The 19082-nt window shown below is 58.9% G+C and carries 16 protein-coding genes; 7 read left to right on the top strand and 9 right to left on the bottom strand.

The features are described 5' to 3' along the window. The first annotated feature begins 69 nt into the window (after positions 1 to 69). On the top strand, positions 70 to 693 hold the full coding sequence (locus J2Z49_RS00795; RefSeq protein ID WP_307398949.1) for a Uma2 family endonuclease: 624 nt from the start codon (positions 70 to 72) through the stop codon (positions 691 to 693). Positions 694 to 743: 50 nt separating this feature from the next. Here the strand turns inward: J2Z49_RS00795 and J2Z49_RS00790 are convergent, their stop codons facing one another. Next, the gene (locus J2Z49_RS00790) at positions 744 to 1220 is read right to left on the bottom strand and encodes a hypothetical protein (protein ID WP_307398947.1); all 477 of its coding nucleotides are present in this window, start codon (positions 1218 to 1220) and stop codon (positions 744 to 746) included. Positions 1221 to 1444: 224 nt separating this feature from the next. On the opposite strand from J2Z49_RS00790, the gene J2Z49_RS00785 reads away from it, so the two are divergent. Continuing rightward, positions 1445 to 1963: a ribonuclease toxin HepT-like protein gene (locus tag J2Z49_RS00785; protein WP_307398945.1), complete on the top strand. Its 519-nt coding sequence runs from the start codon at positions 1445 to 1447 to the stop codon at positions 1961 to 1963. Next, positions 1953 to 2321, top strand: coding sequence for a nucleotidyltransferase family protein (locus J2Z49_RS00780; RefSeq protein WP_013824393.1), 369 nt, complete (start codon positions 1953 to 1955; stop codon positions 2319 to 2321). The genes J2Z49_RS00785 and J2Z49_RS00780 overlap by 11 nt, the downstream gene beginning before the upstream one ends. Before the next feature lie 304 nt (positions 2322 to 2625). Here J2Z49_RS00780 and J2Z49_RS00775 read toward each other — a convergent pair whose 3' ends face one another. Beyond that, positions 2626 to 5940, bottom strand: coding sequence for a S8 family serine peptidase (locus tag J2Z49_RS00775; protein ID WP_307398943.1), 3315 nt, complete (start codon positions 5938 to 5940; stop codon positions 2626 to 2628). Positions 5941 to 6331: 391 nt separating this feature from the next. On the opposite strand from J2Z49_RS00775, the gene J2Z49_RS00770 reads away from it, so the two are divergent. From J2Z49_RS00770 to J2Z49_RS00760, 3 genes are all read left to right on the top strand, one after another. Continuing rightward, entirely contained in the window at positions 6332 to 6988 is a 657-nt protein-coding gene (locus tag J2Z49_RS00770; protein WP_307398941.1) for a sigma-70 family RNA polymerase sigma factor, read from the top strand. A 22-nt stretch (positions 6989 to 7010) separates the two neighbouring features. Further along, positions 7011 to 8378 (top strand): anti-sigma factor family protein, encoded by a 1368-nt coding sequence (locus tag J2Z49_RS00765; protein WP_307398939.1) that lies wholly within the window; start codon positions 7011 to 7013, stop codon positions 8376 to 8378. Between the two features lie 253 nt (positions 8379 to 8631). Beyond that, positions 8632 to 8919 carry a DUF2442 domain-containing protein gene (locus J2Z49_RS00760; RefSeq protein WP_307398937.1) on the top strand — a complete coding sequence of 96 codons (288 nt, stop codon included), beginning with the start codon at positions 8632 to 8634 and terminating at the stop codon, positions 8917 to 8919. Between the two features lie 34 nt (positions 8920 to 8953). On the opposite strand, the gene J2Z49_RS00755 is transcribed toward J2Z49_RS00760, so the two are convergent. Beyond that, positions 8954 to 9508, bottom strand: a complete 555-nt coding sequence (locus J2Z49_RS00755) for a Uma2 family endonuclease (RefSeq protein ID WP_307398936.1) — start codon at positions 9506 to 9508, stop codon at positions 8954 to 8956. Positions 9509 to 9621: 113 nt separating this feature from the next. Beyond that, on the bottom strand, positions 9622 to 14013 hold the full coding sequence (locus tag J2Z49_RS00750; RefSeq protein WP_307398934.1) for a S8 family serine peptidase: 4392 nt from the start codon (positions 14011 to 14013) through the stop codon (positions 9622 to 9624). 387 nt (positions 14014 to 14400) lie between these two features. Here J2Z49_RS00750 and J2Z49_RS00745 point away from each other — a divergent pair, with 387 nt between their 5' ends. Beyond that, positions 14401 to 14754, top strand: a complete 354-nt coding sequence (locus J2Z49_RS00745; protein WP_307398932.1) for an AbrB/MazE/SpoVT family DNA-binding domain-containing protein — start codon at positions 14401 to 14403, stop codon at positions 14752 to 14754. Here the strand turns inward: J2Z49_RS00745 and J2Z49_RS00740 are convergent. From J2Z49_RS00740 to spoIID, 5 genes are all read right to left on the bottom strand, one after another. Next, positions 14699 to 15250, bottom strand: coding sequence for a Uma2 family endonuclease (locus J2Z49_RS00740; protein WP_307398931.1), 552 nt, complete (start codon positions 15248 to 15250; stop codon positions 14699 to 14701). The genes J2Z49_RS00745 and J2Z49_RS00740 overlap by 56 nt on opposite strands. A gap of 85 nt (positions 15251 to 15335) precedes the next feature. Next, on the bottom strand, positions 15336 to 16379 hold the full coding sequence (gene mreB / locus J2Z49_RS00735; RefSeq protein ID WP_307398930.1) for a rod shape-determining protein: 1044 nt from the start codon (positions 16377 to 16379) through the stop codon (positions 15336 to 15338). 166 nt (positions 16380 to 16545) lie between these two features. Next, a complete protein-coding gene (gene spoIIID, locus J2Z49_RS00730; protein ID WP_072869423.1) occupies positions 16546 to 16794 on the bottom strand; it encodes a sporulation transcriptional regulator SpoIIID in 249 nt (82 codons plus the stop codon). Between the two features lie 404 nt (positions 16795 to 17198). Further along, positions 17199 to 17930, bottom strand: coding sequence for a M23 family metallopeptidase (locus J2Z49_RS00725; RefSeq protein WP_307398927.1), 732 nt, complete (start codon positions 17928 to 17930; stop codon positions 17199 to 17201). Between the two features lie 50 nt (positions 17931 to 17980). Continuing rightward, entirely contained in the window at positions 17981 to 18955 is a 975-nt protein-coding gene (gene spoIID / locus J2Z49_RS00720; protein ID WP_307398925.1) for a stage II sporulation protein D, read from the bottom strand. Positions 18956 to 19082 lie beyond the last annotated feature (127 nt).

The raw sequence follows: 19082 nt of genomic DNA, 5'->3' as shown, positions 1-19082 counted from the left end.
GGGGCAGGCACGAAGTTCACGGGAAGTAAAACCCGGAATCCTCCCACTTTAGTGGGGGGAGGTTCAAGAATGGCAAAGGGAATAGAAAGGCGGGGAGTGATTTCAGTGACCGGGACAGCACCCAGGGAATCTTCCCTCCGGGGAACACTGACTTACGCCGATTACCTGCAAATCGACGACGGGCGGCAGTACGAATTGATCGAGGGGGAACTGATTTTGACACCTTCGCCCGGTTTTTTGCACCAGTACATAGCGGCCAACGTCGGCGGGCTATTACGGGCCTACGTAGATAAGCACAACATGGGGCTGGTATTATTTGCGCCTTTCGATGTGGTGCTGGCCGACAACCTGGTTCTACAGCCGGACGTCCTCTATCTTTCCCGGGAGCGCTTTGACCTGCTCACTGAAAATTGTTTGAAAGGCGCGCCGGATCTGGTGGTGGAAGTTCTCTCACCGGCCTCGGGGCGCCGCGACCGGCTGGAAAAAAGCAGGCTCTACCTGAAACACGGCGTGAAGGAGTACTGGGTGGTGGATCCTTCCGCCCAGACCGTGGAAATATTCAGTGCGGGGGAAAAGGGGTGGCTTCTGGCCGGCGCGTACGGCCCGGAAGATACACTTAGCTCTCCCCTTCTTCCCGGTTTCTCCGCCAACGGGGAAGAAATATTCCGCCTGCCTGAAGGGCTGGTGCTGTAATCCCCGGGCTTTTTCTTGACCTGTAAATAATGATGCGACCAATGAAAACCTTAGAATGAACCGTGCAGAGCGAAACCGTTAGCGGCCGCAATTTTAAACCAGCGGGCGAGGTTCCGGACATCTTCCCTTGTCAACTCGAGTTCCTTTAAATCTTCGTCGCTTATTTCTTCTGCCCCGGATTCGAGCTTTTCTGCCATTTTTTTCACTTCATCAGGAGCTGTGTAAAAAAAGTATAAAGAATTTCCCGTTACTTCAACGACATAGTCTTCATAAGGGCGGCCGCGAAAAGAGCTTCCGGCGCGACCTGAACCTTTGAGAACGATCCCCTCAAATAATTCATCAGGGGCCACTATTGCCTTATTAAGCCTTCTTTCGGAAACAGGTTCTTGCAGGGGATATATGGCGAATACATCGAGTCCCATATAAACCTCCTCCACCAGGCCAACATCAACAGGTAAAACGCCACGGATTTTACGCAGGTGCCCTTTACAGGTATTCCTCCAGCTCGGAAAGGCTGTTGATTTCAAAGATGTTGTCCAGAATCATGCCCAGGGCATATTCATCCAGCGTCCTTATTTTTTCTACATACGGAGCGGGGAGTTTTTGGCATGCCGCCGGTCATCTATATCACCATCTTCATTTTACCAGGTAGTGGTCCGGGAAGCAATTATAAAGGCCGTAAATCCCGGTGCTGATATCGGTTAACGGCCCGGAGCGATTGGTGATATAATATTGTTTCAAGAGGTGTTTTATGGTGACTGCCGAACTCCTTGTACTGGAATCCCGCATCCGCCTGGAGTTACAGCAACTGGAACGGCTGAGCGAGGAACTGCAAAAGACGCTAAAGCCCTATAAAAACAGGCCGGTAAAAAACACCATCATCCTGCGCGCCCTCGGCTCTATTCTGCACGATTTTTATTCCGGGTGCGAAAAGATTTTTTTGCATATCGCCAAGGAAATAGACAGGACCGCTCCCAAAAGTGAAAGCTGGCACAGGCTGCTGCTGGAGCAAATGACCCTGCCTTTGAAGGGGATTCGCCCCCCGGTAATAACCAGCGAACTGGCCGGTGAGCTGGCCCCTTTTTTGAGCTTCCGCCACCGTTTTCGCCACCGTTACGGTTTTGATCTGGAGTGGGAGCGCATGGAATCCCTGGTTAAAGCCATGCCGGATACGGTGGAACATTTTCAGCGGACAATTAATTCCTTTTTGGATATGCTGGCGGAGGCGGACGACAGGGAACAAAACGGTGGTGATCCCCATGGCCTATAGTGAGCAGGATCTGGCTGAAATGCGGGCCGGGCTTTTAAAAAGGCGGGAGCAGCGTAAAAAGGAACTGGCTCAAAGAAAAGAGCTGGCCCTGGCCGCCGCCAAACGGGCCGCCGGTGTAGTCCGCCGGCATGGCGGCTGCCGGGTCTGGCTTTTCGGTTCCCTGGCCGGAGGCGGCCGGTTTGACGAGCATTCGGACATCGACCTGGCTGTGGCGGGCCTGCCCCGGGAGGCGGATTTCTGGCGGCTCTATGCCGATGTACTGGCGGCAGCGGAACCTTTTTCCGTGGACCTGGTGTTGATGGAAGCGGCCGGGCCGGAACTGAGGGAAAACATCCGCCGGCATGGCGTGGAAATTTAGCTGCCCGGCTGCCTTTTCGATGATGCCAGCGCGCTGGTTGATCATTTATCCTGCTCCCGGGCGGCCTTTTCCTGCTGCACCGGCCTTAGCATATCGAGGCCAGCTCCATCATGGCCTTTTCCAGCGCGCTGAGCTTTTTGGCCACCGTGCTCAAAGGCAACACATCCTTTCAGGGGAGGCTTCCGTCAAATTAAAGTTGCCCGCACCTGTTATAATTTAATCTTATCATGAGAGAACGCATGCAACAACCACCGGAACACAGCAATATAGAAATTTTTGGGGGCGGAAAACCCGCCCCTTTTCCTTACAGACTGGTTGAACCGGCATCGATCACCCGCAGGACCGGACCGCGCATGTAGATGTTGGGTCCCGGGACGAGGTAACCCTTAACCCGTATATTCCGGTCCAGGTGGGCCTTGAGCCACAGGGAGAGAACCTGATCCGAACGGTCTTCGAGTAAAACGTAGTTCCTGCCTCCCACAAGCAGCTCATAGTGCGGCCGCTCGACGGTGCTCATCACGAGCCTGCCTTCCAGGGTGACGGCTTCCTCGAAGAGTCCCAGCCGGTCACCCAGGCGGGCCAGAAGCGTGGCGCACTGCGCCCTGGTTACCATGGACCCGGGTGCAAACAACCGGTCACCCACGCCCCGCATCAGGCCGCGGGCATAAGCGGCGGCCACCGCCTGCCGCGCCCAGGGGGCTATTTCTTTCTCGTCGGCAAAGTTGGCCGCAGGAGCACTGCCGGTCAGTCCGGCCAGGCGTACCGCCACGGCGGCCATCTCCTGCCGGGTGAGGGTGGCGTCCGGCCGGAAGTTGCGCCCGTCACCCGCAAGCAGCCCGGCCCGGGCGGCCGCTTCCACCGCCCCGTAGTACCAGGCGGACGGTTCAACGTCGGCAAAGGTGGGAGATTCCGGCCGCATTTCGGATAGGCCCAGGAGTTTCACCAGCAGCGCGGCCAGCTCGGCCCGGGTTACCGGCTTCCCGGGCCGGAAAGTGCCGTCCTCATAGCCGCCGGTAATTCCCCGGGCAGCCATAAGCTCGATGTCCTTCTGCGCCCAGTGGGCCGCAACGTCATTAAAGGTCTTTTTGAGGGCGAAGACGGCGTAGCTGGAGAAGTGGCTGAGTTCCACCACCACGGCTCCCTTTTCCCGGTCCAGCCTGCCGCCCACCGCCACCCAGGTTCCGTCGTCGTTCTGCCGGAAAACCTGAAGCATTCGCGGGTCCAGGCTTCCCAGCCTGGATGAATCGTATTTGATGCCGACCTTCACCGGTCTGGCCAGGGGCGCGGAAGTTTGGAAGCTCAGCACCGGGCTTGCCGCTATAGCTCCGGCAGGGGCACCGGCCGGAGTTTCCGTGGCCACCGCAACGGTGAGGCTGGCATCTTTGGGCAGTGCACCGGCGGGAATGTCGATGGACACCAGGCCGTTTAAAACTTCCGTCTTTTGGGCTTCACCCGTGGCTTTCAGTTCCGCAGTTCCCGGAGCAGGTTCGACCTTCGGCTGCGGGGCCGGAGCACCGCCGCCGCCACCACCGCCGCCTCCTCCGCCACCACTGCCACCAGTAGACGAAGGCAGGGTGTTAACGTGGGTGAGGACCTTCTCCAGGTTCAGCGTGCCGCCGGAGGATACCAATCCGTTCAGGGAACTTAAAGTAGTTACATTATCCTTCAATATTTTTATCAGCTCGGCAGGGCCGAGGTTATTGCGCAGGGACAGGGCCAGCGCCGTCCCGCCGGAAACAAAAGGCGCGGCCATGGAGGTGCCGTCCCAGGAAGCGTAAGGCTGCGGGCGCAAGGCAATTTTCGCTGCAGGTGAATCCACCAGGAAAAGGGAGAAATATGCGGGAAAAGCAAAGTCATAAGAAACCCCCTCGTACGGTTCTGCCAGGCCCTCGGCGGCCAGCAGGTTGTACGATTGACCGGTCATTTGAGCATGAAGATAATCATTCACAAAATCCCCGGCACCGGCAGTTGCAGCCCACCCGCTTAAGAAAAGCCTGCCCCCGTTTTCCAGGTAGCCAGCCAGGTAGACCCGGTCGTTCACCGTCAGGTTCGGGCTGTCAACAACCAATCCAGAGCTCCCATCCCAGTGCCAGGCGCTCCCCGGCGCCAGGCCGGTGAACCAGAGCACGCCCGCATAGGCCGCCGCATCCACCGGAGGACAATCTCCACCGGAAGCTACCCGGCAGGTTGTGTAAACGTAGCCTGCCGTGGAGAGGGCGTTAAGATACAAGTTGCTTACGTCGGGCAGAGTTAACGAGCCATATGGCGTATTTATTTCTTCACCCGACTGATCATCGTCCACCACCAGCAGGGGTTTGTTTTTTGTTTCCTCAGGGGTTATGCCCAGGAAGTTGTATATAGCCCGCACCACACTGTCATAAACCGCACCGGCTGTACTCAGGGCCTCCGCGCCGAAGCCCCACAACATCACCCTATCTCCATAGACTTCGTCATAAACCGCCAGGGCCACACCGGCACCGTCAAAGGTGGGCACGGTGCTTAAAATGCCTTCCCCCGGGGCGGCCAGGGTAACTGATTGAGTACCGAAATTCGAAAAAGATGACATACTGCCGTTCGGAGCCAGAGCCGCAACGGAAATGACGTTTAGCAATGCCGGCAGTGTCACCCATTTGTACGTGGTTTCATCATAGATAGTGTTCGGGCGATCGTAACAGGCCGGGTAAACGGGGAACTCATCGTTATTATTGGCTTCATTCCCGGATGCAACCACGAAAAGAATGTCAGGATGCGCGCCAATGGCATCATATTGAGCGCGATCGAAATATTTGGTAGGGTTCTGAGGATCATCCGAGGGCCAGGAACCAAAGCTCATATTCACCACTTTCACCCCGTGGCGTGCCGCATAATCTATGGCTGACACAATGGCAGCAGTGGTAAAAGAGCCGTAGGCGTCTGCCGCTTTTAGGGCCATAATCCGCACACCCGGGGCCGTCCCGGCAATGCCCTTATTGTTGTTTGCAACCGCCGCAACGATCCCCGCCACGTGGGTGCCGTGGCCGAAATCGTCCATGGGATCATCGTCGTTGTTGAAGAAATCGTATCCCGGCGCTCCCGAAACTGGATCATGCCACATATTGCCTTTTAAGTCGGGATGGTTATAATCCACCCCGGTGTCAATGACCGCGACGACAACGCCCGGGTCTCCCATGGTATAATTCCAGGCTCGGGAAACCTTTGTTCCATAGACTTCATCCACCAGGCCCCACTGCCGCTCAAACAGCGGATCGTTTACCTGGCATGGACGGTAGATGTAGTTCGGCTGTGCATATTCCACCTGGGGGTCTTTCTTCAGGGCCTCTATGGCCTCCGGCACGTCCTCGTCCGTTTTGAAAACGGAAGCGCCGCTGGGCAGGGCCTTCTTTTCTGCCAGGCCCAGCCCCTTGTGGGCGGTAAACAGCCGGCTTTTGGCTTCTGCCGCCTTGACACCCGGCTTGAACTTGACGATCACCTCGCCCGGCACATAGGGCGCCGGTACCGCATTCTTCCCGCCCTTAGCGCCGGGCAGCAAAGGCAGAGGGCTCGCGGACGCCGGTCCGGCCGCAGCCGCCAGCAGCAGCACGGCGGTCAAAATGGTGGCAATGGCTTCACGAAACTTCAATACATTCATCTCCTTCCCCCAAAATCGTTGCCGGAAGATATATTTCGATTGTTTCTATGATTTTCCTCCGTCACCAATCCGCAATCAGGATATTTTTCATGGTTAATCATATTTATTGTTTTTATAGTTAACCAATTGCCCCGGTGGGAGGGAACATGGTATTATATATGAAATAGTATGAAATAGAACCGTAATGTACCCTGCATGGAGGTAATTTCCTGCGACATCCGGTAAGTAATGGCAGGAGAATTACCTCTAAAAATAATCTATCATCGCGTATAAATATTAAGTATTTTTGCCCCAAAACCCTTTGCCGGCCGGAACTTTTGGCCGTGAAAAGGTGTCTAAAAAGTAAGGTGAGGTTTGGGGCATCTGCAGGAGTGGCTTCCCATTGGATGCCGTCAAACACCTGATCCAGCGTTCCCAGGAACAGGACCTGGTGGCTTTTGAGCAGCTGGTGCAGATGTACCAGCAAAGGGTATACACCCTGAGCTACCAGCTAACCGGCAACCATGCCGATGCCCAGGATCTGGCCCAGGAGGTTTTCATCCGGGCGTTCCGCTCCCTGGACGGTTTCCGTTTTGAGGCGGATTTCGGCACCTGGTTGCACCGCATTACCGTCAACCTCTGGCTGAACATGAAGCGGCGGCGCGGTAATGTGACCCTTATTTCACTGGACGAACCAGTACATACCGGTGACGGGGAAGTTACCCGGGAGGTGGCGGCTGCTGCCGGCGACCCGGAGGAGGAACTGGAGGAAAAGGAGTTCCGGGGCCTGGTGGGCAGGGCCTTGAAGGAGCTGCCCGCCGAGCAGCGGGCCGTGCTCATCCTGCGCGAAGTAGAAGGCTACAGCTATGACGAAATAGCCCGGATGCTTGATCTTTCCCTGGGCACGGTGAAGTCCCGGCTGAACCGGGCGCGTGATGCCTTGAAAAAAAGAGTATCCGCCCTGGCCTGCGAAGCGGGAATGGCGTTGCCGGGCGGGAAAAACAAGCACGGGCCGGCGGTAGTTTTAAAAGAAGGTGCCGGCGCAGGCCGGACCAGGTGAGTGACCTTTCCGGGGCAGGGGGATGCGCGACAAGAAGGTGAACACCATGAAATGCCGGGAGGCAAGACAACTTTTTTACCCCTGGCTGGACGGGGAGCTGGCAAATGAAGAAGCCCGCTATCTGCAGGAACACCTGCGGGAATGCCCGGCCTGTGCCGGGGAAGTGGCCGAGTGGCAGGCCATAACCATGGCGTTGATGGGCATGTCCAGAGCGGTGGCACCGCCGGAAGGATTCAGCGCACAGGTAATGTCCCGCCTGAAGGAATCCCTATCCGGTAAGGCGGCCTGCAGCGCAGGCGATACCCCTGCCGGTTCCCAACTGGCGGCGGATTGTACAGGTATACCGGCCGGGGCGGCCGCCTCCGGCAAGCAGCGGAAGGCGGCAATTATCCCCGCCGGCCCGCTGCCCGGAGCCGGGCGGGGAAAGGACGCCACCCGGAGAGTATGGACGCCCGGAAGCTGGTGGCAGGAGCTTTCCGGCGCCTGGCGCAAAGGTGTGGCGGCAGCGGCTGCGGTGATCATATTGCTGGCGGGTTCCGCCGGCTTTGCCGCCCGCCACTGGTGGCCACCGGAGGTGTTAAACAGTTCGCCCGTGGTGGTGGATAACACCGGCCGGAGCGGGCAGGCCCCGGGCAAGGGTGGCACTATTGCAAATGCGGATAAGCCTGGTCAGGATGTGCAAGCAAATTTAAACAACGGCCCCCGGGAAACCCAAACCCCCGGTGGACAGGAAAACCAGCCCGGCGAGCACCGGAACGGGGTCGATAAGGCAAATAAAGAAAGCGATCGTTCCAAGGAACCGGCTGCTTCCGGCCGGGCCGCAAACGGGGGAGTACAGAAGAGCCGGCCTGAACAGCCCCGGCAAAGCGACAGTAAACAGCGCGTTGCTATCGCAGCCAATACCGGACAGCCTGTAATTAACAAAACCGGCACCGGCACCTCCATTGAACCGCGGGTATTCCTGAACCAGACCCGCACCATTGAAAGCACGCTGTTAAAGGTGCAGGTGGCCGACCTGCAGGCGGCGAAAAAGACACTGCTGGCCGCAGCGGGGGACAGCAGCTGCCAGAGTTTCGGCCGGCAGCGGGTGGATGGGCATACGGTGGAAATCCTGCGCTTTGTGGTTCCGGTGGAACAGGCCGGGCCATTCACCGCCACGGCATCCGGCCTGGGGCGGGTGATGGACCGGCAGCAGCAGAGCCAGGACATTTCCCAGCAGTTCGCCTCCACCCTGGACCGTTACCAGGCTCTCATAGCCAAACGCAACCAAATGACCGAAGAAGCCGATATCGCCGCCCTGGACCGGGAGATCAAGTCCCTGGAACAGCAACTGGCCGCGTGGGACCAGGAGGCGGGCCGGCAGGTAGTGGTGGTGTGGCTGCAGGAGTAGCAGGGAAAGGCACAAGAAGGTCGGCATAAAAGAAGTTCGGCTTAACCTCGGCCGAACTTTTTTATAAATTTATGCTCGACAAGTTTAGCTACCAATGACAACAATTAATTTACTGTTACTTTTTTGTAGAATCCAGTCAATAGCAGCCTCCTGGATCCGAAATGAATCCGCTGCTTTGCTGGAGAACTGGAGGCGGGCACAGGCCGGGGAACCGTTATTTCGAGTTAATCCACCTGAATAAGGGGTGACTACCGTGATAAAATTTATGTTACGCGAGGTCAAGAGCGTTTATCCTCTGAAAAATTACCACCTTATTCTTGAATTTGATAATGACGAGTATCGCATTATAGATATCAAGCCGTTTATTAAAGGTTCTGTTTTTGAACCCTTAAAGAACCCGGCATTTTTCAAACAGGTCAAGGTTGACCCAGATGCCGGGACCATAACCTGGCCCAACGGAGCTGATCTGGATCCCGCTGTATTGTATGAAAAAAGTGCCCCCTTCAAGTTGCCAGGGGAAGATGCGGCTAAAAGTTTTTAACCCCTATTAATTTTATGGGAAAACAAATATTACTCTACTCCATGAAAATATCTTTCAGTTCAATTTCCAGCCCGGGCAACAGGGGGGAAACCAGCGTCTCCCCTTCGTCGTAAATCCCGCTGCGGTTCCAATCCTTCTCCCCCCGTACGAACACTTCCACAAGCTGCAGGGACGGGTCCACCAGCCAGTATTCCTGCACACCGCCGGCGTAATAAAGCTGGCTTTTTTCCTTGCGGTCGTACTTGGCCGTGGAGGGCGAAAGAACTTCCACCACCAGGTCCGGGGCGCCGCTGATATTGGTTTCCTGGACAATGGAAAGACGGTCTTTTAAAATAACCACCAGGTCGGGGGAAACCACCTGGTCACCGAAAAGCACGTCAACGTCTAAATACAGTTCCCCTGCACGCTTTTGCCGCAAGTAACCCTCCAGCACAGTAACCAGGCGGGAGACAATTTTCTGGTGACGCGGTCTGGGCCTGGGTACCACAATCAGTTTCCCCCCGATAATTTCGTAATCACGGTCATCATCCAGTTTCAAGTAATCTTCATAGGTGTAACGGCGGTCCGTCAGGATGGTTAAACCTTCCATTCTCAACTCCCCTTTTAACCCGGCGTTTGTGCCGTTGCGTCCACGGTACATTCCTTATGGAGTGAACTTTTCCTTTTACGAATTTTAACATTGGAACAAAAAAAAGAAAAGCCTCATCTGGAGGCTGTTATCAACGTCCGCAAACGCCAGACAATCACTGCCGCCTGGGCGCGGGTGAGGGGCTCCACCGGGCCGAAGCGCCCGTCGGGATAGCCGCCCATTAGCTCCGAGGCTGTAACCAGGGCCACGGCGGAGCGGGCCCAGGCCGGTACGGCGTACCAGTCCTGGTAAGAAGGCGAGGAGCTCGTCTTTGCCGAAACCGGGGTACCCGGACCGCCCGGGGCGGCCGGGGGCCGGGGCTGCACACCGGAAGCTGCATCTCCCGTTTCTCCGGAAGCACCACCGTGGGCGGAGGAAGTACCTGTGTTTTGTATATGGCGACCTACCCCGGTGCTGCCGGCTTCCCCGCCCTCTCCAACCAGGCCGGTCACCTGCAGCACCCGGGCCAGGACGGCCGCCGCTTCCGCCCGGTTGACCGGCCGGCCCGGCTTAAAGGTTCCGTCCGGGTAGCCGGAAACTATCCCCCGGAGGAGGGCCTCCCGGAGCCCTTTTTCCCCCCATGGTGGCAGGTCGGAGGGTAGGGAAATTCCGGGGGAAGCACCGCTGCTGCCCCCGTCCCATCCCAGCACCCGCACCACCATCAGGGTGAATTCCGCCCTGGTGATGGTCTTTTCCGGGTAAAACTTCCCGCCGGGATAACCGCCGACCAGCCCCAGTTGAGCCAGTTCCCCGATTTCCTTTCTCGCCCAGTGGCCCTGCAGGTCGCTGAACAGGGCTTCCAGGGGCACGGTCAGGTATTCACCAGCCACGCCCCCGTTGCGCCGGTCCACGGCCACCAGCAGGATGGTGTCACCGGCATTCCGGGGCAGCCGGGCTTCGAAGTAGCCCCGGCCGTCGGGTGCGGCCGGCACGGGCCCGCCCTCTTTGGGATAAATATAGATTTTGCCGGCTGAAGTTTTACCTTTCACCACAAAACCGTTGCCTTCGGGCCGCCAGGCGGCCTGCAGGGAGGGAGCCGGCACTCCATCGCGGGAACGGGCCTTGATGGCCGCCACCACCCCCGTTTCCCCCTGGAGACCGGCCAGAATGGCAAATTCCACCTCTTCCCCGGGCAGGAGGTCTTCCACGCCCACGGGATAGCCGTTTTTGGTGATCAGGGTGTGCAAGGAAAGCAGGCCTTCCTGATCACCGGAGAATTTAACCGTTCCCCGGCCCGGGTCCAGCCCGGCCAGCCGGGCGTTGCCGCCGGCGGCCACTCCGGCCACATCCACCCGCAGGGCGCTGCTCCCATCCCCGGCCGGGGTTACACGCACCCATTCTCCCGGCAGCAATGAAGAAGGCTCAGCGGGCCGGCCCCACCGGAAAAAGAGGGTGCCGGGGTTAACGGCCAGGGAGCGCATTTTATTCCTGCTGTCCACCAGGAGGATGGAGTTGCTTTCTTCCTTATAAAACACCACCTGCCCGTAGATTACCTGCCGGTGGGCGTCGAGGGATACGGCCTGGTCGCCCGCCAAAATCAGGCATACATGGTCACCCGGTGCGATATCGGCGGGGGAGGCTACCCTCCCGTCCAGGGTTACCGGAAGGCCGGACATGAGCCGGTAACGCCCGGCCCCCTGCAGCTTCAACCAGCTCCGGCCGGGATCCATCTCCTCCACAGTACCTACGGCCAGGGTGCGCTGTGCCGCCAGGTAGAGCACCTCATCCCCGCCCCGGGAAAGCATCAGCCGTACTCTCATCCCCGGTGCCAGCTGGGAAGGATCTCCGGCCACCGGGTAACCGTAGGGCAAATCCTCCGGACTGGCGGATGCCAGCCGGTCATCAAAGGCGCAGGCGGCGCCGGCAGCCAGCCGGTAGGGCTCCTGCCGCCCCAGCAGGTAAATCTGCCCGTGCTCTTCATCCACCCGGTCAACAATCCCTTCCTCTTCCCGGAACCAGGCCCAGGCCCGCCAGGCCATCTGGGTGGTGGGATTGATGGAAGCCCACAGCCGGACACCCGGGGGAATATCCCGCACACCGGCCGGGTTGTCGTTGACCCACAGGGGGCTTTCCGCCCGCCGGTCCAGGTAAAAGCCACCTTCCCGCGCCCGGGGACTGGCCTCCTGGATCAGAGTTCCGGAGGCCAGGGGCAGCAGTTCCGCCGCATTCTGCCGCCAGACACGGCCTACCAGGTAGAGAATGCGGTTTCCGTCACCTAAATAAACTTCCGCGCCGGGCAGGGCATGATTGATGGTCCAGGGCGGGGTTTTGCTGCCCAGGGCGATATGTCCCTGTTCGGGAAATGTAGCCGCGGTGCCGTCGGTAAAGCGCACCCGGCGGCTTTTTTCATCCACGCCGGCAATAACCTTTTTGGCCAGGGGCTGGCCGTAAACCAGGGCGAAATCCTGGCCAGGCGGTGAGGCGGGTTTTATGCCCCGGCGTACATCCGTGCCCCGCACTATAATCGTATACGTGCCCCTGGCGGGGTGAGGTATTAACACCTGTTCCACATTGTTACGGTCGTCCCGCCTGCCCCCCCCCTTATCGTTGCCCAAATATTCCCTGCCGTCCGGGCCGACCACCAGCAGATCCAGGTCGTTCACCAGCGCGCGGCCGGCTCCCGGCTCGGCGGGAGGGTCGGTCCAGGCCAGGGTGGCCTTGAAGGGGCGGGTGGTATCTTCCACCGTGAAGTGGTAGGTCTTACTTTCCCCAGCGGCCAGGGAGGCGGATTCATCGGCGTAAAGGAAGGTTTTTTCCCGGAGTCCCAGCACCGTGGCGGTCAGGTCCAGGCGGCCGAACCCCGCCCCTTCCCCGTCCACGGGGGCGGCTCCGTTGATCAGGGCCGCCTTGAGCAGGGCCGCCGAGGGCGCTTTCAGCCCCTGCTGCTGGAAGTAATGCCGCAGGAGGGCGGCCGCCCCGCCGGTGACGGCCGCGGCCATGCTGGTTCCCTGTAAACGGGTGTACTGCGGGTTGGCCGGGAAATTCCCCTTTACCAGGGGGGAACGGGCCGAAACAATGCCCGTCCCCGGGGCCACCAGGTCGGGACGGATACGCCCGTCTTTGGCCGGCCCCCGGCTGGAAAAGGAGGCCACTTCCCCCGCATTGTCGCTGGCGGGTCCGAAGGAGGGGCGCACACTTTCACTGGCCCCCACCACCAGGGCGTTTTTGCTGTTGGCCTCGACGGTGATGGTCCCGGCACCCGGCCCGGAGTTGCCCGCACCGAAGATAACCAGGAAGTCCGGGTTTTGCCGCACAAAGGCGTCGGTCCGGGCGGCACTGCTCAGGTAGGCGTTCACGGGAATGCCCCAGCCGTCCACGTGAATGCGGGCGGCCGCCGCGTAGGCGGGGCGGAACAGGGCCGTCAGGTCCGCCGGGGGGTCGATCTTCCCCTCTTTATTGAGGATACCCTCAAAATAAAGGCTGGCCCCGGGGGCCAGCCCGGCAAACTGCCCCCCGGAAGCGGCACCGGTTCCCGCTATGGTGGCCGCCATGTGGGTGCCGTGACCCACCGGGTCATCGGCTTTTGAGCGGCCGGACCAGGACTTGAGCATGATTACTTTTGGTTTTTGCCCCGGAATATCTTTCAAGTCGGGGTGCAGGTTCTCCAGTTCCCCGCTTCCCAGGCCGCTGTCGGCCAGGGCTACCACCTGACCGGCGCCGTTCAAACCGCCGGGGGCGATAAACCCCGGGGCCTGGAGGGGGCTTACGCCCACTATGCCGGCCGCCCGGTCGTTTAAGAAACGCGGGGCGGCGTACGGTTCGATGCGCAGCACCAGGGGCGAGGAGGCCAGCTCAGGCAGTTCCTTTCGGGGCAGGCGCGCCCGCAGCACGTTCCCCTCTTCATCCAGCCCCCGCAGTACCTCTCCCCCGCCGGCTTTCACCAGTGCGGCCAGGCCATCCTTGTCCCGGGGGTGAAAAACCACCAGGTTGACGGTAATCTGGCTGCCGCCGGCTCCTCCCGCCATGCCGGAAGCGCCGCCTTCCAGTGCGGGGGCTGGTTCAGGGGATTTCGCCGCATCCTGAGCGGGAGTTTCCAGAGCTCTCTTTTCATCAGCATATAAACCGGCCTGCACCAGAGTTTTCAACTTTTCCTCCGGTGCATACGGTTTTACTTCCTTTATAAAAGGTAGTGGCGCCAGGTCCTTTACCCGGTTTGGAGCACAGCGAACAACGAGCGTTTCCCCGCCGGTGAAATCGCCCACTTCGGCCAGCCGGCGCAATTGCTCCAGCTCCGTTGACTGCAGGTGCCGGGAAAGGTATAGAGCATACAGGCCCCTTCTTTCCGGCCCGGTACCGATGTCCCGTTCCTCCCCGACGCCGCCGGGAAGGGCGCCCGGGGCTCCGGCATCGGCCCGGTTCTTGGCCTTTTCTACGCCCGGCAGGGCAAAGGCAAAAAGCAAACCAATTCCCGCCGCCAGAAAAAGTAAAACCGCCGGCAGACGGTAACGCTGAAACCATTTGCGCATAATCCGGTCTCCTTAAAAAGAGCAGGGCTTATTTCCTGTTCCTGGCTGAAATGATAGTTCGACACAGAAAATGGACTTTCCTGCCGGTACGGGTAAAAACTTAAATTTCTTAACTGTTTCTTAATGACCGCCCCCCCTCTCACCCCGACTTCCCAACATATAGACGTTTTTAAGCGGCAAAAGGTTTCCATCCGGCACGGCTCTGGACAAAAAAATTCCCTCCACATTTACTTCGACACAAATTGCCAATCGAAAGAGAGGGGCTGAAGTCGTTTATAATCCAGGGCGTCATTTTGGTGTTCTATGTGTGCATAACCCGGTTCTTGACTGATAAGAAAGGTCATGATATCCTACAAGCAAGAATGTATTACCAGGGGGATGATTTTTATGAGCGAACTTTACATCGCCCGGATAACCACAAAAGGACAGGTAACCCTTCCCCTGGAGTTGAGGAAATTCCTGAACATCAAAAAAGGGGACTACATTCTTTTTGAGAAGAAGGGCTCCCGCGTGGAAATAAAGAAAATGGTGCCGCCCAATGATTTCGATGATTTTGCCAGACCGATCAGGGAAAGGTTTAAAAGGGAAGGTATAACCCCTGATGATGTCGAGGCGGCCATCAAATGGGCGCGAGGCGTCATAGAAAACCATAGGCCGTCATTTTCCGTGGAAAATGACGGCCTGTTTATGCCCAGACCTTTTCCAGTTCCACCACCAGGCCGGGAAACAGCTCCGGGGTAAACCGGGCGTTTTGCTCCCAGCGGCGCACCGGCATGTAAATTCCCCGGTCCAGGCGAAATTCGTCCAGCGTCCTTCCCTCCGGGTCCACCACCCAGTAGTAGGGTACGCCGTAGCGCGCGTAAACCTGGGCCTTGGTGACCTGATCAACGCCTGATGTGGACGGGAAGAGAATCTCCACCACCAGGTCAGGGGCGCCGGCAGTGATCACGTTTTGCCTTTCCAGGGATACATAAAGCAGGTCGGGTTGGGTGACGCTGATGTTGCTGAAAACCACGTCCAGCGGGGCGAAAAAAAACTCTCCCAGGCTATTTTCCGTAACATGGGCGTGTAGAATGAAATGCAGGTTGCGGCACACCCGCTGGTGGCGGGTGGTGGGCGAGGGCGTCACATGCAGCACCCCTTCCAGGATCTCATAGCGCTTTCCATCATCGGGCAACTGCAGGTAATCGTCGTAAGTGAGGATTATCTCCCCCGCCGGAGGTACGGGCAGGCTCACGGCAATTCCTCCTTCCGGCAGCCGCTTATTTTGACTGTTGTACAATCACCGGGCAGGCCTGTCAAACTTACCCGGTGATTTCCCCTTAGCCGATCTTTTTCATATTTGACAGCCGTTTTTTGCGGGGGGTGTTGGCACTGAGGACGTTTAACATGGAGAGCGCCCGGCCCGTTCCCAGGGCCACACAGGAGAGGGGGTCTTCGGCTATATGTACCGGCACGCCCGTCTCCCGGCTCAACAGGGTGTCGATGCCGTGGAGCAGCGCCCCGCCCCCCGTCAGGACGATGCCCTTGTCTACTATGTCGGCGGCCAGTTCCGGCGGGGTGTGCTCCAGCACTTCTTTCACCGCGCCCACCACCGCCTCCAGGCTCTCGGAAATGGCCTCGTGCACCTGGTGGGCGGTGATGACCACCGCCCGGGGCAGGCCGGATACCAGGTCCCGCCCGCGGACTTCCATTTCCCGCCGGGGTGCATTCCCGGGGTCGGCACTGCCGATATTGATTTTGATCTCCTCGCCGCTGCGCTCCCCAATGGCCAGGTTGAACACCCGGCGCACGTAGCGAACAATGGCCTCGTCAAACCTGTCCCCACCCACCCGCAGGGACCGGCTGCATACCACTCCGCCCAGCGAAAGGACGGCCACATCGGTGGTGCCGCCGCCGATATCCACCACCATGGTCCCGGTAGGTTCGGAAATATCCAGTCCCGCCCCCAGGGCCGCCGCCAGCGGCTCCTCAATAACGTAGGCCTGCCGGGCACCAGCCTGGATGGCCGCCTGGCGCACGGCCCGTTCCTCCACACTGGTCACGCCGGAGGGGATGCAGACCATTACCCGGGGACGGAATAGGCCTTTTCTCCCACCGGCCCGGTTGATGAAGTAGCGCAGCATTTTTTCCGTCACGTCATAGTCGGCAATGACGCCGTCCCGTAAAGGTCGCGTGGCTACAATGTTGCCGGGGGTTCGGCCCAGCATGCGCCGGGCCTCGGAACCCACCGCGATGACCCGGGCATTTTCTTTGTTTATGGCCACCACCGAGGGTTCCCGCAGGACAATGCCCTTTCCCTTTACGTAAACCAGTACGTTGGCGGTACCCAGATCGATGCCGATGTCGTTGTTTAAGCCGAGCATGGGGTGGTCTCCTTTCTTACTTCAACCACGTAATTGGCTAAAAAGGACCTGCCCGGCCTGTCCCCCTCGCAATGCGGGCCGGGGGTAGGGTCTTTATTCCCGGCAGGCACGTTTGGTTAGGTTTCTACATATACAGCCAAATTCCTCTAGCCCGGCTTTAAAATTTTCACGCTTCCTTATATTTTTTCCGCGTTGCTTCTCCTCCCCTTAAATGCCGCTCGGCTTTATTTTGTTCCAGGATGGCCCTTACTTCCCGGGCCAGCTTTTTATTCAAAGAAGGCAGCCTTTCGGTCATGTCCTTGTGCACGGTGCTTTTGCTTACCTGAAACACCTGTGCGGCCTGGCGCACGGTGGCCCTGGTCTCCAGGATATAGGCGCAAATGTCCAGCACCCTTTTCTGGATGTATTCCTGCATTGCCCTACCTCCCCGGCTTGGTACCTAGTAGAATATATATGCGCCGGGAGCAGGTAAATTGCCAAAAACCCCAGCACTCACCCAGCACTCACCCAGCACTCACCCAGCACTCACCCAGCACTCACCCAGCACTCACCCAGCACTCACCGGATCCAGGTACCTGCGCAGGGATCAAAGCCACATATGGCTAGCAGTATTACCACCAGAGAACCCGGTTACGGTGAGTGCTGGGTACCTGCGCAGGGATCAAAGCCACATATGGCTAGCAGTATTAACACCAGAGAACCCGGTTACGGTGAGTGCTGGGTACCTGCGCAGGGATTGAAACTACACATAGGTAATCATTCCACCAAAGAACTCTGGTTACAGTGAGTGCTGGGCGGGCCAAACCAAGGCTCTGATTGCTACCGGTGAATGTTTTCCACCAGGTAGCCGGCCGGGTTCCGGGCGGCACCGTCTTTGAGCAGGGTAAACTCCAGCACTTTCCCGGACCGGGACAGGGTGCCCAGGGGAGCCCTGGCGCTCAGGTGCTGGCCGGCCTTCACCTGCACTTCCCCCAGGCCCCTGTAAACCGTCTGCCAGCCGTAACCGTGATCTATGGTGACGGTATAACTCAGGGGAACCGGGCTGCCTGAAGTTTCCGTAACATTTTTTTCACCAAACTGCCCGACGGCCGCCCCCGGTTGCACCGCCCTGACCGTCCCGGGAGCCGCCGCTTTTACCAGGGCGCCGGCACCGGCGCCAAAGGCGACCGCCTGGTTGAATCGAAAATCACCGTAGACTTCGGAATAGCCCATCCCGTAAGCCTGGACCATCCGGCCGTCCACCGGGGCGTAAATCTTAAACCGGCCGCTATCGTCCCTAACCAGTTCTTTTCCGTCAACTGGTTGAGTTGTTTTAGAAGGTTGGGAGTGCATCAGCTGCACCCCCCGGTCTTTACCCGGAGCCGGTACGGGAACCGGGCCCGTGGGCTGCCAGGTGCTCAGCATGGCCCAGATCAAAACCATCACCAGGGCAACAACGACGGTGCTTACCACCGCATAGCGCAGCCAGTTGCCCAGCAGCCACCGGCGCAACCATCGGCGGTATTTTTCCACAGGATCCTGCCCGGAAAGGCGCTTACCAAACGGCCACAACGCAATCACTCCTGCCAAAAGCTTTCAGGTATATTGTGACCATTTGGCCATTAATTTATGCGGGTCAGTTCCACCCCGGTGTAGTAATGCTTGAGTATGCGGTCAAAAGTATAGCCGTGCTCGGCCAGACCCTTTGCCCCGTACTGGCACATCCCCACGGCATGGCCGTAACCACGAGTGGTGATTTCCACCCGGTCGCCCTTTAAAATCATGTTAAAATCGACGGAGCGCAGGTCCAGGAGGTCCCGCACCACCGCAGCCGCCATTTTTTTCTCCCCGATGCGTACCGTTTTAGGACGGCCGGCGGGAGTGCGTTCCAGTACCTCGACGAAATTTTTTTCTCCCCTGCCGGGGTGACTACTGGCGGCAACCGGCACGGCTTCCAGGTTCACTCCCAGGGCCCGGTCCACCCGGGTCACCGGGAGACTCACCGTGCGCACGGGTTCCGGGTCGGCGTCGTAAGGGCAGGGCACTCCTACCAGGTAGGGCAGGTCAGCCGCCCACACTGCCGAGGCGCTTTCCGTGCCCCGCCCGCCGCAGGAGGCGTGGTAGGCGGCTTCAATGAGCTGCCCCTCATAGGTCAGGACCAACCCCCGCGTTTCATCGACCGCTTTTTTGATCTTATAGTAGTACTCATAGTAACGGACGGTCCCCCAGCGCCGGCGCATCTCCTCCCGGGAAATCCAGGCCTGGCCGTGGGTGTGGTCGTCGCAGACGTCGGCCCCCGGGTGCTCGTTATTCAGTACCCCGCCGGCGGTCAACCGGCGCACAATATAGGTGCGGGCAGCCACCGCCTGGGCCTTCAGCGCTTCTATGGGAAATGCTGCCGGCATCTCGGCGGCCACCACCCCGGTAACGTATTCCTCCAGGGGGATTTCTTCTATCCGGCCGGTGCTATGGACATAAAGGCGGACCCGGGTCTCCCTTTCCTGGATCCGGACCGGCGAAAGGTAATTCACCAGCACGGGCAGGCCCATGGTGAGGGACAACACCACGCAGATCAAGCCCAGCAGCAGCCTGCGCACCGTCTCCACCTCCCCTGTCCACCTGTTGAAATTTATATGCTCCGGGCGCGGCGGACATGCCTTCAGGGTCCGGGCCGTACTTATCCCACATTGTTGCCCAAAAGTTTCCTGTTCATACCGGGCGGGC

The organism is Desulfofundulus luciae (assembly GCF_030813795.1).
Classification (GTDB): domain Bacteria; phylum Bacillota; class Desulfotomaculia; order Desulfotomaculales; family Desulfovirgulaceae; genus Desulfofundulus; species Desulfofundulus luciae.
This window is presented reverse-complemented; position numbering and strand designations above follow the sequence as displayed.

Bases quoted from the DNA above. Each gene is read 5' to 3' on its own strand.
- J2Z49_RS00795 (WP_307398949.1), top strand. From the start codon at position 70: ATGGCAAAGGGAATAGAAAGGCGGGGAGTGATTTCAGTGACCGGGACA.
- J2Z49_RS00785 (WP_307398945.1), top strand. From the start codon at position 1,445: ATGGTGACTGCCGAACTCCTTGTACTGGAATCCCGCATCCGCCTGGAG.
- J2Z49_RS00780 (WP_013824393.1), top strand. From the start codon at position 1,953: ATGGCCTATAGTGAGCAGGATCTGGCTGAAATGCGGGCCGGGCTTTTA.
- J2Z49_RS00765 (WP_307398939.1), top strand. From the start codon at position 7,011: ATGCGCGACAAGAAGGTGAACACCATGAAATGCCGGGAGGCAAGACAA.
- J2Z49_RS00755 (WP_307398936.1), bottom strand. From the start codon at position 9,508: ATGGAAGGTTTAACCATCCTGACGGACCGCCGTTACACCTATGAAGAT.
- J2Z49_RS00750 (WP_307398934.1), bottom strand. From the start codon at position 14,013: ATGCGCAAATGGTTTCAGCGTTACCGTCTGCCGGCGGTTTTACTTTTT.
- J2Z49_RS00745 (WP_307398932.1), top strand. From the start codon at position 14,401: ATGAGCGAACTTTACATCGCCCGGATAACCACAAAAGGACAGGTAACC.
- mreB (WP_307398930.1), bottom strand. From the start codon at position 16,379: ATGCTCGGCTTAAACAACGACATCGGCATCGATCTGGGTACCGCCAAC.
- spoIIID (WP_072869423.1), bottom strand. From the start codon at position 16,794: ATGCAGGAATACATCCAGAAAAGGGTGCTGGACATTTGCGCCTATATC.